Raw genomic sequence first — 13,808 nt, 5'->3', positions numbered from 1 at the left:
AGCATAGGAAATAAGGCTTGATTGATCTACGCGCTAAATAGACGTATATTTGTGATTTTAAGACATGGAAGCCGTAATAATGACATTTCGCAGTATTACCAGTGTGCAAATTATTGTTTCCTATGGCATTGAGCAAGGTATTGCCGAAGATGTTTTGCTGCAAGGGTCAGGATTGGCGAGTAGCCAATTAGCCGATCACGAGCAACAGGTTGAAGAGAAACAAGAATTACAGATATTAAATAACCTAATGCTGAATACTGCATGCCCATTCAAGGTCGGTATGGAATTAGGTTGCCGTTATCACCTGACCAGTTATGGCATAATGGGTTATGCCCTACTGGCGAGTAGCACAGTGAGAAAGGCGCTTGAGCTAGGACTTCGTTATTTAGATTTAACCTATATTTTTTCGCAAATAACACTCACTGAGCGTAAAGATGATTTATCCTTAAGGTTTGCATGCGACATTCCCGGAGAGTTAGGCGAACTGGTATTAGTCAGAGACATGTTGGGCGCCGCAATGATCCAACGAGAAGTTTTTGACAGTAACAACTTGCCGATAAAATTGCAGTTTACGTCGTCTCAGCCAGCAGGTTTGTCACTCGAGGATATAAAGCAAAGGCTTGGTGCTGAGATCCAATTTAATGCCAGCTATAACGGCTTTTCTGGATTAACCCCGCTATTAGATTTGCCATTATTAAAAGCCAATGAAGCCACCGCCAGACTGTGTGAAGCGCAATGCAACCAGCTACTGCAACAAAAGCAAAATTGGAAACCTATCGCCAAGTTAGTAAAAGACACCTTAGTTCATTTAGGTTTAACAGCATCAATGGAAGATATTGCCCACCATTTAGCACGCACGACTCGCACCTTGCATCGCCAGCTAAAACTAGAACAAACCAGTTGGCGCCAAGTGCGTGACGATGTACGTTTTGGTATTGCAGAAGCGCTATTATTAACGCCGATGCAACTTGATGAAATTGCGCAGCGCCTAGGTTTTAGTGATGGGGCTAATTTTAGCCATAGCTTTAAGCGCTGCAAAAATATAACCCCAAGCCAGTATCGTAAACAAGCAAAAAAACAGCGATAGCCACCGATGTAATATAGGTAAAGGCTAGCGAGATCTTCAAGGCCTAGACCGAAAACCAATGCTTCATAATCTTAGAGCCCAAAGCAAGCGGCTGTTAGCCAAAACTGCTTATAATGATTCCATTGTCTAATGTTTAATTACAGAACTGCCTTTCACATGGAACTCCATCGTTATTTCCGTCCATTTTTGTACCAGGACAATTGTTTATATAAAAAGTCGCTTCAGCACATGACGTCATCTGGCTGCAGTGTGTTTTACCTGCTTCACAACTAAAGCTAGGAGTCGGTTCAATCCACTGCATCTGCTCAACATCTTCATTGGTCAGCACTGGCGTTGCGGTCATTTTTTGATATTGTTTATAACCAAAAATACCAATACCAATTATGCTAACTAGTAGAATTAAGCGGCTAATTAATGAGCTTGAACGGTGGTTGTCGTACCGATGAGGTTGGCTATTTCTATGACGTTGATCTGTGTGAGAAGCAGAACGAGTTGTATTGGACACTACCGCCACACCTTCAATGCTGGCTTTTACGGCTTTGACTTTGCCATCGGGCTGGTTCTCGCGATGAAATAGTATCTCATCACCAACAATGGGCTTTCTTGCCATGTGTTTTAGGGTTGAAATATGAATAAACACATCTTGATTATTGCCGGTTTCTGGTTTGATAAAACCAAAACCTTTTTCATTGTTCCAGCGAACTAAGGTGCCTCTTTCCATGGCGATATTTTTTCCTTGATGGTAATTATGGTGAATAAAAATCATGCTTCATAAATCGGCTCTATAATAACTATTTTTGCAGTATTTAAGCTAGTTATTTGATTAAGTTAACCATAAGTAGGATGATAAAAATTGGCTAACGATTAACTCAATTAAGTAAGCCTAGCGAGTCTATATCGGCCAAACTCAAAGCCAGTTTTTAGGGTGATATAGGCGTACTTAATTAGGCCATTATGTCAGCTGTTTATTTGAACCTGAAAATAAAGCGATAAGTTATCGCTATAAAAAATCCTTTAGCAACTTGGCTACGTATAAAGAGATCGACTATTTATCAAAAGGACTTAACCATGCGTTTTTTAATAATGATTACCAGCTTATTGCTGCTGAGTGCTTGCAGTACCAGTTATCCTAATCAGGCTATTACGGGACAAGTTTTTCCGTCTGTGTCTGGCCAAACTCTTGAAAAAGAGTCTATGACCTTGCCTGATGACTTAAAAGGGGAAATGGCGCTATTATTGATTGGTTACAAACAAGATTCACAGTTTGATATTGATCGCTGGTTGATTGGTTTAGATATGACCCAAACTCAAGTAGCGGTTTATGAGGTGCCGACAATACAGGGATTGTTTCCTAGAATGTTTAGTACCTTGATTAATAATGGCATGCGTGCAGGCATACCTAAATCACTTTGGAAAGGCGTTGTTACTGTCTACCAAGATGGCGAACAAGTACAAGCTTTTACCGGCAATCAAAATCCCAATAATTCTCGAGTTGTGCTCATAAATACCCAAGGTAAAGTAATTTACTTTTATGACCAAGGCTTCTCTGTTGATGCATTAAATAAGTTAAGAGCCTTGCTTTAATCGCGAAAATGTTGAGTATAAATCGGTCGAGATATGAATTATGACAGCCTCTTTACTGTCATATTTGAGGCCAGTAAGTTACATCTTGAAAAAATATGACCTGATAAATATCAACAATATGATGGCCTGTAATTATTTGCTAAGTGTGTTGTTGAGTTTGCCCCGTTGGAGTTTTGTTGGCAAAAGTCTCTGGGCAGGGTTTAATGGTCTAACGAGGCTTAAATACTGCCAATTAAGTTGTCATTTTGTGCGTTATCACTAGGGCCTGTTGATCTTTGCTGGTTAAATTTTGTTCGAGTTAAAAACGTTTTAATCGAGGCGAATGGATTGATGCCTAGTCATCTAAGCAAAATCCATTCAACAAAGAGTAAAACGTTTTTAGCCGAACCCTTCGGGCAGCGTTTGTTGGCCATTTTTACGGCGTTATCGACTTTTTATGTAGAATAACTACACCTCAAAGTCTCTGCCTTGTACAAATGGCCAGCAATTCGCTGCAAAAACAACCTTGAAAGGTCAACAGGCCCTAACTATCTAAGCGCTGCTAATTTGCAGCTCTCATTGAGGACTTTGCCATGCTGTACGATTTAACTGTAGTGCAATTCAGCAAAATGCTGAATAATTTAAATAATATTCTTGATAAGGCCGAGGCATTTGCCGCTTTTAAAAAGGTCGACATGGCTGTATTGCTGAACTCTCGCTTAGCGGCAGATCAATTTAATCTTATTCGTCAGATCCAGATCGCCTGTGACACGGCTAAAGTCGGTGTTGCCAGATTAACAGGTCAGCTAGACACTATGCCTAAGCATGATGACACTGAAATGACGCTTGAAGAGTTGCGCCAACGCATTGCTTCAGTCATTGAGTATCTTAATGGTTTTAGCGAGGCCGACTTCGCTCATGCTGCCACTATCCATGTGTCACAACCTCGTTGGGCAGGTAAATACTTAACAGGTTATGAATTTGCTATTGAGCATGCCATTCCTAATCTCTATTTTCATATCACTACGGCCTACGCGATATTACGCCACAACGGTGTTGAAGTGGGCAAAAAAGACTACTTAGGCGCGATGCCTTATAAAGTCCCGGTGATTTAACAAAGATACCCATTGGCGGCTATTGAGGATAAATAAGCTTATATAGCGTTTTTATCCTTTTATATCTGTGCCCAGAAGCCACCGTTTAAGCAATATATTGACCTGCTTTTTACGTTAGTTTTTGGGCATTGTTGTTTTATTTCATTGTCTATGATTCTGCTGAATAACCACTTTTTTATTTAATCTTAACGGCATTCGATGTGATAATTCTTTGGCGTAACAACTGAATTAATGTTGGCGCGATAGAGGCTAAAATCATTCCGCTCATCAATAAATATTGATTTGGAGTATATGATTCCCCCATTAATACTAGGCCGCAGACTATGCCCGCTATCGGGTTGGCAATGCCGCCAAAAGTGAAGTCGACTACTGACATACGTTGCAGTAACCACACATACATACTGTAACCCAGTACAGTGTTGAGCAAGATTATCCAGCTAATGCCGAAACCATTAGTCAGACTAAATTGGCTGACAACATTGATATATTGTTCCGGTGAAAATAGTGCCTGAACTCCAGAAAAAACGAATAGTAATATGCCGCCGATAATCAATTGCCAAGTGAGTATCGTCCACCAATGAATGCGTGAACCTAACGCTTTAGTCATTGTGCTACCGATAATAATGCAACTGATTGCAGCAAGCATTGCGACTAATCCAATGGGATTTAAGCTGATGGATCTTGGGTCAAACAGCATCCAAGCTAAACCAATTAATATCACTCCAGAAAGTGCTTGTAGCAGGTTGGGGCGTTTTTTACTGACTATCCAATGAAATAACATCGCGAAAACTGGCACTGAAATCATCCCTATTCCAGAAATAGCAGACGGTAGCGTTAGTGCCATGATAAAAATTAAACTGAAAAATATGGCAATGTTAATGGTGCCGAGCTTAATCAAAATAGACCAGTCTGCTTTATTCGGTAGGCTAGGTTTAATTGCCAGTAAAATTAGCCCTGCAGGCAGTGCACGAATGGCACCGAGTAACAATGCTGGCCAGTCAGGCAAGGTTAGCTGAGTCATCGCATAAGTGGTACCCCAAAAAAATGCAGGGATCATGGCAAGTAAAATATTCATAAAAACCTTAGCGTTCTACCTATTACATTTATTGTCTTCATTTAAAGATAAATGCAATTTTTGAAAATAATCAATAACGATAGTTGGTAGATAGATTAAAACGGCCAGTGTCTTTTAAGACGCTGGCCGTTTTTGTGCGTGTATTATTCAATAATGTCGTCTTATTTTCGTAGTAACACTTTTTATCATAATTGTAATTATGGTTGTAACTATGGTTGTAACTGGGCTTTTGCTGCTTCAACTTTTGAAAAATCTAAGCCAAGTTCTACAACAGCTTCTTTGATTAAGGCTGGGTTTTGCATCGCCATGCCCATCAACTCTTGTAATTTATCCGCAGGAATGCCTAATTGACCAATCGTCGCCATTGCTGCAAATGGGTTTTCAGTTAACGTCTGGAACAGCTCATTAATTTGTACGTCACTGATATTGTGTTCTTTGAAGATGGCAAGAATAGGATTCATTACGTTACCTTGTATGGTTGAAGTGAGAAACGCAATATTTTATCACGTTTTGCACTCTATGGTGCAAGATGGCTGTCGTAGTTATTCTCTGAATTTAAGCCATTGATGTTTGTACGCATCTCGATATAGTGCATTGCTGTATGTTTGGTTAATTCACACGGATTTTTATATGGATATTGTCACCCTTTGCATTGTTCTTATTATTTTGCAGCCGATAATTGTGTATTTCGCTTTTTTCAAAAATATTGCTGCTACCACTAAATATAACGAATTTTATCAATCGTTTCTTGTACTTCCTCCTAGCTTGTCTTTATTTTACACAGACCAATATTGGTCTGCGTTAGGCTTGTTAATTGGGGTGACTGTCGTTGGTATTGTGTTGGCCAAAATGATTAACCATAAGGCTAATCCTCCCATTGCTCTTGGTGCTTTAACTTCATTAACGATATCATGGTTCATATTGGTTGGTTTTGGTCACCTTGTGGCTGACGCTTTTTCAAGTTCTACATTGGTTGTATCAATCTTTGACATAATCACATCGCCAAAAGGGATTTATTCTGCGTTGTTAATGTCATTTTATTATTTAGCCGCGATGTTAGTGTTGATATTCATCCGCGTATTAGAGAAAAAATTTACGCCAAAGGAAGAGCTTAGTGGGGTGTTGCTACTTATATTAAGCTTTATTGGTGGCGCACTTCCCGCCATGGCGGATTATTTTGTGTTAAGTACTTTTCTCAATGTGTTTATTTTATATCTCAGTAGTGGTGTGATAATTCGTTCTGATGATGATAGTTCTGCTGGTGCAATTGGTTTTATGTATGCCTATTTATTTACTATGGGTGTAGGGGTTTGTTTGTTGTATCAAGGTGGCATGTGGCTTTATCGTGTTGTGGGCTAAAGGTGCGTTGTAAACCATCATGTTAACGAAAAAGGCCAGAGCACATATTGTGATGTGTTCTGGCCTTTTTAATTGTGTTTATTCGCTGTTAACTATGGTTTTTCAACCTTACAGCGTGTTTGCAATAAGGTTGTGGTGTTGCCGCTTTGTACATGGCGCAACAGGCAGTTGTCGCCTTGTTTTAACATCTGTATTGCATCAGGCATCTCGGTACTGCGCCCCATGATCAATAAGCCATTAGCATCTTTGTGCGGTGCACGTTCAATGACCTCTTGGCTGTATTGAGTAAAAGCGTTGTCGGCAATGATGACACCGCTGGCACTGAGCAAGCTGGCTATTGCTTGTTGTAATTCAGCATGGGTTTGACTATTCGGGTTTGTTAGCGTTGCAGCTTGCAATGGAGCTTGTGCCTCACTTTCGGTGGCAACACAGCCCGCTATAGTCAATATGCTTATGACTCCCATTAACCGTTTAAGCATTATTGCTCCAAAGCCGATGGCGTTAGAATACGGTTGTTTTTTAACACATTTTGATTACGTATATCTTGTAACATAAAGCCTGGGTCAACAAAGGTGTTGCGTGCTGGTGCGCGCGCTACGGCGGTTGCCGTCGCCGGGCAGCTGTTATTGTCGCGATAAAATAATGCTGCACTTAATAATCTTTCGTTGGTATCGCCTAATGCGTGTTCAAAGTCGTCTGCTAGCACACAACCTGGAACCTCGCTGTCGACTGTTGGATTAGTCGAAGGCACAAATCCGTCAGAATATTCACCAAAGCCTTTGTCGTTTACGCCTTTAAACTGAATGGTAAAGTACGTAGTGTCGCAGTTATCTGTAGGATAAAAACCGTAAGGTTTACCGCAAGTCGTATCGCCAAGTTGAATGACCTCAATATCAATACCGCGAAGGGCATTCATTAAGGCTTCACTGGCAGAACAAGTACCTGGAGTGGTTAGCACAAATACGCGTTTAAGATTTAATGTAGGCAGTGATAACCCGCTGCGCAGTAATGAAGTATTAAATCCGATTGATTCAGGGTAAAACGGCATCGGCGTTAATGCCTCACCCGTAACCGGATTAATTGTCGAGTATTTGTCGTTAAAGCTGGTACGTTCAAATATGTGGTTATTTGTGGCTTCGTCACCAGCAATCATGTAACCCAATTGACTGGCAAGGGCTAATAAACCACCGCCGTTATAACGAATATCTAATACTAAATCGTCAACTTGTGCGTTGCTGAGTGTCGTGATGGCATCGTATAACCCTTTTTCCGCGGTAGCTATGTGTGAGTTAAATTGCAAATAACCTACTTTACCGTTAGCTGTGTCAATAGTTCTGGTATTTTGTACTGGCGTTGACACGACAGTGTCTGCTGTTAGCGTTACGGTACGGTCAGTTTGGCTATCCAAATCACGGACAATAAACTCGGTTTGCTTGCCACTGATACTTGGGAATAACCCCGCATTTAAGATTGCAATACTGTCAGTGTCATTGGCATCTTCTACGCTAACACCATCAACAGCAATAATAATGGCTCCACGACTAACATTAGCATCACTGGCTGGCGTATTTGGTTCGTTATATGCCACAGTCACTAGTCTTGTTACACCGCTAGAAGCATTTCGTAAACTTAAACTCATGCCATAGCCAACTGAGGCGCCTGAGCCATTAAGTGATTCCCATTCTTCTGTCGACATTGAGAAATGGAAGTTGTCTTTGAGGTTACCAGTGTCAGATAGCTCATCCGTTTTAAGTAATTCAAAATATTCTGCCACACTATATGGTGCAGGATCGCGATCAATAATTTCGTCGTACCAAAGGTAAGTATCATTGCTCCATGATCGTAACCATAGCTGTTGGGTTAATGGCACACTGCATTGTTCGGCTAAGGTCGAGTAGCTAGCAAATTGGCCGGCAACCCATTGAGGTGAGCTAGAGCTATCATCTGGATCTGATGAACTGGTGCTATCCGATGAACCACCGCCACTGCAGGCCGTTAACAATAGGCTAGCGCCGATAATGAATGGAGTTAAGATACTGCTTGAGAGTAACTGCATTAATAATCCTTTATTTTACTCTAAATAAACGGGTTGGTTTATGTACTTTTGATTGACAACTTTATTACAATTGACTCAATTTGTAACTCAATTTTTAACCAAATGTGAATATTTTCTCATGTTAATATTTAGAACTTCATTGCCATGAAATAGAACATCATCGGTTATGTCTTTACGTTTATATTTGCTGTTTTACCCATGAGGACATTACCATGATGAATAAACATAAAATAAAAAGGGCAGCCAATGCTAGCTTCATTAAATAATCTCTCCACGCCGCATCGTCTGCAGGGTGGTGCATCTGGGGTCAAACTGTTGTTGATTATTTTAGCAACCATGCTGGTAACTGTGGGATTAACTTTTTTTATTATCCGCACTTATATCTTCCCGTCACCGCTTACTCCGGTCAGCTTAAATGCTAAAGAAGAGCAAAAATTGGATCAAAAACTGTCTCAGTTGGGCTGGCAAGTTGAACCACGCTCTAGGATAGCAGCATCAAGTGGTCGTGATGGTTCTGGCAATGCTGATCATGCTAATGTCGCCGGTGATGATTTAACCCCAGAAGCGTATCGTGAATTTGATGCTGATCGGCAAGTGACCTTTAGTGAGAAAGAAGTGAATTCGATGATAGGTCGCAACCCTGATTTTGCTCAACGTGTCGCAATTGATTTTTCTAATAATTTAGCCAGCGCTAAAATGTTGATCCCTATACCAGAGGATTTCCCCTTCATGGCTGGGGAGATTTTACGAGTTAATACCGGGCTTGATATTCATTTAGACGCTAATCGTCGCCCCGTTGTCGCGCTAGTGGGGGTGAGTTTAATGGGCGTGCCGATCCCAAATGCATGGCTAGGAAACATGAAAAATGTCAATTTGGTCGGTGAGTTTGGCGATCGAGGCTTTTGGAATGCGTTTGCTGACGGTGTGGATGATATTCAAATTCGTGATGGCGAGCTGTCTATTAAATTACGAGAATAAATCTTTAAACAGTGGGCTTGATATTAAGCCCATCTTCAACTCACCACAGGGCTATTCTTGTGCTATTACGTCTAAGTTTGGCTCATCGTAACGACAACTGGTTTAGGTTCAACTTACTCCGAGCAACACTTAATTCAAACAATACGTATTCAAGCAAAACGTCTTCTACGTTCGATTGATGTTAAGTGCGGTAGAGCACTTTTACCACATGCCAGCCAAATTTGGTTTTGACTAAATGCGGGGTAATTAACTCGCCATTGAAACAGACTTTGTCGAATGGTGGCACCATTTGGCCTTTTTTGAATTCACCTAAATTACCACCACTTTTGGCAGACGGGCAACTAGAGTGCTTTTTAGCTAACACATCAAATTTTGCGCCGTTATTAAGCTGCTTGATGATGTCTTCAGCTTGAGTCTGGTGTTTCACTAATATGTGTAATGCTGCTGCGGTTTTGGGCATGATGTAAGTCTTTGTCTCACTGTGATTAGCCAATTATTATACCTGCTTCGCCAACAAAATTGGTAATAGTTGCTATTTAGTTATTATTAACTCTTTTAGGGGCTGGGTTTTGCAATAAATCCTTGATCCAAAAAATTAATTGAAGACAAAGCACTAGGGTAAAGGGGATTGCGCCAACAATAGCAATTTGTTTATTAAGATTTACATCGTTAATACTCACAAGTGCGATGGTGATGGCAATAAGAATAATGCTCCATAGCAGTTTTGAATTACGACTTTCGCTGCCCGTGAGTAAACCAGCAATGTAAATTGAAGAGTCGGCGCTGGTGATTAAAAAGGTGACTAATAGCAACAATGCTGCGCCAGATAGCCAACTGCCCATGGGTAATTGATCAAAGAAACTAAATAATCCCAAAGTATATTGCTGGTTCACCGCATCCATCACTCGTTGTGCATAAGGTTGAGTTAGCACGCTACCAGCAAAACCCGAAAACCAGATAATTGAGGTCAACGTTGGCAGCAAAATGGTGCAACTTAAAAATTGTCTAATGGTTCTACCTTTGCTGATCCTAGCAATAAAAGGCCCTACAAATGGCGCCCAAGCAATCCACCATACTAAGTAGATTACCGTCCAACCTTGGCTCCATTGTTCTGGTTTTCCCATACCAAATGACATTTTCGGTAATAGTTCAACGTAAGTCACGGTCGAGTCAAAGATTAACGTTAAGGTTTGAATAGGATCAACCAGTGCTATCACCGCGATGAGTAGTGCGATCATAAATAACGAATTAAATTGGCTTAAGTGTTTAATGCCACGATTCAATCCCGCTAAGGAAGAAAGTGTAAATAAGGCTGCGATAATTAAAATCATTCCTATGCGAAAATAAATCGAGCCAATGTCGAACCCAAGTGACTGCACCACACCAGTTTGGATTAAGGCGATTGTATTGGCAAAAGTGCCAGCAATACCAAATACAATTGCAATAACCGCCATTAAATCAAGAATATTAAGCCATTTAGGTTTATCTGCACTAAAACTGGCACTGACCCGTAAACTGCGTTGTTTGTTATAGGCAAACCATGCCATAACTAATCCGGCCATAGCATAAATGACCCAAGCATTTAGTCCCCAATGAAAATAAGTAATGGCTAACGAGCCCGATATTGAAGAAAAATCTTGTTTTAGAAATTCAGGAGGATTAACAAAATGATAAACAGGTTCAGCAACGCCCCAAAAAATCAATCCAGATCCCATGCCTGCCGTAAATAGCATTGCCATCCAACTGATAAAGCTAAACTCAGTTTTTGCTTGTTCACCGCCTAGGCGAATTCGCCCAAGAGGGCTGACACTAATGACGGTTGCCAGCACTAATAATAAACTTGAAAACTGAATAAACTGCGAACCAAAATGTTGCAAAAAGAATTGAGTAAACGTACTGAAAATCGCTAAGGTGTTATAGGGAAACATCAATAATAACGTCGCAATTATTACCACCGGAAAGTAAAAACCATATTGAGGTTTAATCCAGCGCTGCAACTTAGTTTTACGCATTGATAAAGTATTAGTCAGGGTATTTAGCATGGATATTTAGGCTACTGAATAGAAGCGTTTACTATGCCGCACTTTGGCGTTAGATAACAGTACTGAGATTTGTGTCTCGACAGTTTTTTGAAGGCAAAAATGCATAGAAGCTAGGGTCGCAATGACTATTATTTGGTTAAATAGTATGATTATCAATCGTATTGCTCACCTAAAAAAACTGAAGTGTTACTAAGTAACTCGATCATTAGTCAATTGGGCAGTAAATAGATTACAGTATTAGCAAGTTTATAAAATACCGCGAGCAAATAACGAAAAGGAAATTTTAATGCTTAAGCGAATCATACCTTTATGTATAGCGAGTGCGATGACTATGGCAGTACCTGTTCATGCAGAAGAAGATAAATTTATTTGGTTAGAAGATGTCGAAGGCGTCAAGCCTATGGAATGGGTTAAGCAGCAAAATGCATTGTCTGCGGCTCACATTAAGGCTTATCCAGGGTTTGATCATCTGGTGTCAAATAGTCTAGATATTCTAAACGATAAAGCACGTATTCCGTACGCCTCCCGTATTGGCGATTTTTTGTATAACTTCTGGAAGGACGAGACCCACGAACGTGGCATTTATCGTCGTACCACGTTAGCGGAATACGCTAAGGCCGAACCTGAATGGGAAACAGTGCTTGATATCGATGCCCTTGGCAAAGCCGAAGGCGTTAACTGGGTTTATAAAGGCATGAACTGCCAGTATCCACAAAATGAGCGTTGCTTTGTGTCTCTGTCTCGCGGTGGTGCTGATGCGGCTGAAGTACGCGAATTTGATTTAACGACTAAGACTTTTGTTGGCAACACTCAACAACCATTTCTGTTGGCTGAGGCTAAGTCAATGCTAAGCTGGATTGATAAAGATACTGTGTTTGTCGGCACTGATTTTGGTGATGCGCAAAGCATGACAGATTCAGGTTATCCGAGTGTGGTTAAATTGTGGAAACGTGGCACACCTTTGTCTGCAGCCAAATTAGTGTTTAGAGGCGATAAAGCGTCTGTTGCAGTGTCTGGCTACGTGATGTTTGATGATAAAACTCCGTTGAATATCGTTACAGAAAGTTTAACTTTTTACACGGCTAAACATTATGTTTATCAAGATAGTAAGTTAGTGTTGCTACCTATTCCCAAAGATGCCGAGTTAAAAGGTTATTTTAAAGGTCAGTTATATATTGAGCTAAAAAGCGATTTAGTCACCCCAAAAGGTACTTTTAAGCAAGGTGCCATAGTCTATACCCCAGTTGATAAACTGATTGCGCAAAAGCCAGAGTTTAGTGAGTTGGTATCGCCAACGACGCATGCCTCTATTTCGCAAGTTTCATTTAGCCAGAATGCTATTTTTGTGACCTGGCTTGATGATGTAAAAAGTAAACTTGTACGTTACATGCAAAACGACAAAGGTGAGTGGCAAAGTAAACCAGTACCATTTGAAGCCAATGGCAGTTTAAGTGTGTTTGATGTTGAGCGTGATAGTGATGATTTTTTTGTTAATTACACCAGTTTTTTAGAACCAGCCAGTTTATATCGTTTAAATGGCGCAAGTCTAAAAGCCGATAAAATTAAAGCGATGCCGCAGCAATTTTCAGCCGATAAATTTATTACTCAACAGTATTTTGTTAAATCCAAAGATGGCACTAAAGTGCCTTATTTTGTGGTAATGGCTAAAGATATCAAACTTGATAGCAGTAACCCTACATTACTCTACGGTTATGGCGGTTTTGAAATTTCTCTTTTGCCAGCCTATTCGGCCACTATTGGTAAAAACTGGTTAGAGCAGGGCGGTGTTTATGTACTTGCGAACATTCGTGGTGGTGGCGAATATGGCCCTGCTTGGCATCAAGCAGCGTTAAAGCAACATCGTCATAAAGCGTATGAAGACTTTGAAGCCATCGCAGAAGACTTAATTGCCCGTAAAATTACTTCAAGTAAGCATCTTGGTATTCAAGGTGGTAGTAACGGTGGTTTATTAATGGGCGCTGCATTTACTCGTCGGCCTGAGTTATATAACGCCGTAGTGTGCCAAGTGCCGTTGTTAGACATGAAGCGCTACAATAAGTTATTAGCCGGTGCCAGTTGGATGGGTGAATACGGTAATCCTGATATAGCAGAAGAATGGGCATACATTAAAACTTACTCTCCGTATCATAATTTAAAATCAGGGGTTAACTACCCTAGAGTGTTCTTTACTACCTCAACGCGTGATGACCGAGTTCACCCAGGGCACGCGCGTAAAATGGTCGCTAAAATGGAAGATATGGGTATTGATGTGTTGTATTACGAAAACATTGAAGGTGGTCATGCGGGTGCGGCAGATAATACCCAAGCAGCCGAGTTAAGTTCGATGGCGTACGCATATTTAATGCAGCAACTTCGTTAAACATTGTTTTGAGTGATGAATAAAAAGGGTTTCAGCAGTGCTGAAACCCTTTTATGTATTTCCACATAATCATTAACAAATACGTTGTGTTTTTAGTCTTAAAAAAGAGCCGCAGTATGAAACTGCGGCAAATCGTACTAAGTTAATGAGCAC

Annotated in this window: 13 protein-coding genes; 6 read left to right on the top strand and 7 right to left on the bottom strand. The window is 40.6% G+C overall.

Annotation, left to right across the window (positions count from 1 at the left end; translation table 11 throughout):
• The first annotated feature begins 79 nt into the window (after window positions 1-79).
• On the top strand, window positions 80-1,087 hold the full coding sequence (locus FH971_RS18325) for an AraC family transcriptional regulator (RefSeq protein ID WP_140235246.1): 1,008 nt from the start codon (window positions 80-82) through the stop codon (window positions 1,085-1,087).
• Window positions 1,088-1,220: 133 nt separating this feature from the next.
• Here FH971_RS18325 and FH971_RS18320 read toward each other — a convergent pair whose 3' ends face one another.
• Window positions 1,221-1,808, bottom strand: a complete 588-nt coding sequence (locus FH971_RS18320) for an excalibur calcium-binding domain-containing protein (protein WP_206194434.1) — start codon at window positions 1,806-1,808, stop codon at window positions 1,221-1,223.
• 347 nt (window positions 1,809-2,155) lie between these two features.
• Between FH971_RS18320 and FH971_RS18315 the strand changes: the two genes are divergently transcribed.
• Together FH971_RS18315 and FH971_RS18305 are read left to right on the top strand one after the other, a co-directional pair.
• On the top strand, window positions 2,156-2,671 hold the full coding sequence (locus FH971_RS18315; RefSeq protein WP_140235245.1) for a hypothetical protein: 516 nt from the start codon (window positions 2,156-2,158) through the stop codon (window positions 2,669-2,671).
• 572 nt (window positions 2,672-3,243) lie between these two features.
• Complete coding sequence (locus FH971_RS18305; RefSeq protein ID WP_137224950.1) at window positions 3,244-3,765, top strand: DUF1993 domain-containing protein; 522 nt, start codon at window positions 3,244-3,246, stop codon at window positions 3,763-3,765.
• A 175-nt stretch (window positions 3,766-3,940) separates the two neighbouring features.
• Here the strand turns inward: FH971_RS18305 and FH971_RS18300 are convergent, their stop codons facing one another.
• Together FH971_RS18300 and FH971_RS18295 are read right to left on the bottom strand one after the other, a co-directional pair.
• On the bottom strand, window positions 3,941-4,840 hold the full coding sequence (locus tag FH971_RS18300) for a DMT family transporter (protein ID WP_140235244.1): 900 nt from the start codon (window positions 4,838-4,840) through the stop codon (window positions 3,941-3,943).
• Window positions 4,841-5,049: 209 nt separating this feature from the next.
• Window positions 5,050-5,301: a DUF2999 family protein gene (locus FH971_RS18295; RefSeq protein ID WP_137224954.1), complete on the bottom strand. Its 252-nt coding sequence runs from the start codon at window positions 5,299-5,301 to the stop codon at window positions 5,050-5,052.
• Window positions 5,302-5,470: 169 nt separating this feature from the next.
• On the opposite strand from FH971_RS18295, the gene FH971_RS18290 reads away from it, so the two are divergent.
• On the top strand, window positions 5,471-6,199 hold the full coding sequence (locus FH971_RS18290; protein ID WP_140235243.1) for a hypothetical protein: 729 nt from the start codon (window positions 5,471-5,473) through the stop codon (window positions 6,197-6,199).
• A 92-nt stretch (window positions 6,200-6,291) separates the two neighbouring features.
• On the opposite strand, the gene FH971_RS18285 is transcribed toward FH971_RS18290, so the two are convergent.
• Together FH971_RS18285 and FH971_RS18280 are read right to left on the bottom strand one after the other, a co-directional pair.
• Window positions 6,292-6,678 (bottom strand): hypothetical protein, encoded by a 387-nt coding sequence (locus FH971_RS18285; RefSeq protein WP_140235242.1) that lies wholly within the window; start codon window positions 6,676-6,678, stop codon window positions 6,292-6,294.
• Window positions 6,678-8,255 carry a S41 family peptidase gene (locus tag FH971_RS18280; RefSeq protein ID WP_140235241.1) on the bottom strand — a complete coding sequence of 526 codons (1,578 nt, stop codon included), beginning with the start codon at window positions 8,253-8,255 and terminating at the stop codon, window positions 6,678-6,680. Before FH971_RS18280 ends, FH971_RS18285 begins: the two co-directional genes overlap by 1 nt.
• 246 nt (window positions 8,256-8,501) lie before the next feature.
• Between FH971_RS18280 and FH971_RS18275 the strand changes: the two genes are divergently transcribed.
• Entirely contained in the window at window positions 8,502-9,233 is a 732-nt protein-coding gene (locus FH971_RS18275) for an arginine N-succinyltransferase (protein ID WP_137224962.1), read from the top strand.
• A gap of 181 nt (window positions 9,234-9,414) precedes the next feature.
• Here FH971_RS18275 and FH971_RS18270 read toward each other — a convergent pair whose 3' ends face one another.
• Window positions 9,415-9,693 (bottom strand): peptidylprolyl isomerase, encoded by a 279-nt coding sequence (locus tag FH971_RS18270; protein ID WP_140235240.1) that lies wholly within the window; start codon window positions 9,691-9,693, stop codon window positions 9,415-9,417.
• A gap of 76 nt (window positions 9,694-9,769) precedes the next feature.
• Entirely contained in the window at window positions 9,770-11,275 is a 1,506-nt protein-coding gene (locus FH971_RS18265; RefSeq protein ID WP_140235239.1) for a BCCT family transporter, read from the bottom strand.
• A gap of 286 nt (window positions 11,276-11,561) precedes the next feature.
• Between FH971_RS18265 and FH971_RS18260 the strand changes: the two genes are divergently transcribed.
• The gene (locus FH971_RS18260; protein WP_140235238.1) at window positions 11,562-13,655 is read left to right on the top strand and encodes a prolyl oligopeptidase family serine peptidase; all 2,094 of its coding nucleotides are present in this window, start codon (window positions 11,562-11,564) and stop codon (window positions 13,653-13,655) included.
• The last annotated feature ends 153 nt before the right edge of the window (window positions 13,656-13,808 follow it).

Source organism: Shewanella polaris (assembly GCF_006385555.1).
GTDB classification, from domain to species: Bacteria; Pseudomonadota; Gammaproteobacteria; order Enterobacterales; family Shewanellaceae; genus Shewanella; species Shewanella polaris.
The sequence above is the reverse complement of the archived record's forward strand: the minus strand, read 5'-3'. Positions and strand labels throughout refer to the sequence as shown.

Bases quoted from the DNA above. Each gene is read 5' to 3' on its own strand.
- FH971_RS18325 (WP_140235246.1), top strand. From the start codon at position 80: ATGACATTTCGCAGTATTACCAGTGTGCAAATTATTGTTTCCTATGGC.
- FH971_RS18320 (WP_206194434.1), bottom strand. From the start codon at position 1,808: ATGGAAAGAGGCACCTTAGTTCGCTGGAACAATGAAAAAGGTTTTGGT.
- FH971_RS18315 (WP_140235245.1), top strand. From the start codon at position 2,156: ATGCGTTTTTTAATAATGATTACCAGCTTATTGCTGCTGAGTGCTTGC.
- FH971_RS18305 (WP_137224950.1), top strand. From the start codon at position 3,244: ATGCTGTACGATTTAACTGTAGTGCAATTCAGCAAAATGCTGAATAAT.
- FH971_RS18300 (WP_140235244.1), bottom strand. From the start codon at position 4,840: ATGAATATTTTACTTGCCATGATCCCTGCATTTTTTTGGGGTACCACT.
- FH971_RS18295 (WP_137224954.1), bottom strand. From the start codon at position 5,301: ATGAATCCTATTCTTGCCATCTTCAAAGAACACAATATCAGTGACGTA.
- FH971_RS18290 (WP_140235243.1), top strand. From the start codon at position 5,471: ATGGATATTGTCACCCTTTGCATTGTTCTTATTATTTTGCAGCCGATA.
- FH971_RS18285 (WP_140235242.1), bottom strand. From the start codon at position 6,678: ATGCTTAAACGGTTAATGGGAGTCATAAGCATATTGACTATAGCGGGC.
- FH971_RS18280 (WP_140235241.1), bottom strand. From the start codon at position 8,255: ATGCAGTTACTCTCAAGCAGTATCTTAACTCCATTCATTATCGGCGCT.
- FH971_RS18275 (WP_137224962.1), top strand. From the start codon at position 8,502: ATGCTAGCTTCATTAAATAATCTCTCCACGCCGCATCGTCTGCAGGGT.
- FH971_RS18270 (WP_140235240.1), bottom strand. From the start codon at position 9,693: ATGCCCAAAACCGCAGCAGCATTACACATATTAGTGAAACACCAGACT.
- FH971_RS18265 (WP_140235239.1), bottom strand. From the start codon at position 11,275: ATGCTAAATACCCTGACTAATACTTTATCAATGCGTAAAACTAAGTTG.
- FH971_RS18260 (WP_140235238.1), top strand. From the start codon at position 11,562: ATGCTTAAGCGAATCATACCTTTATGTATAGCGAGTGCGATGACTATG.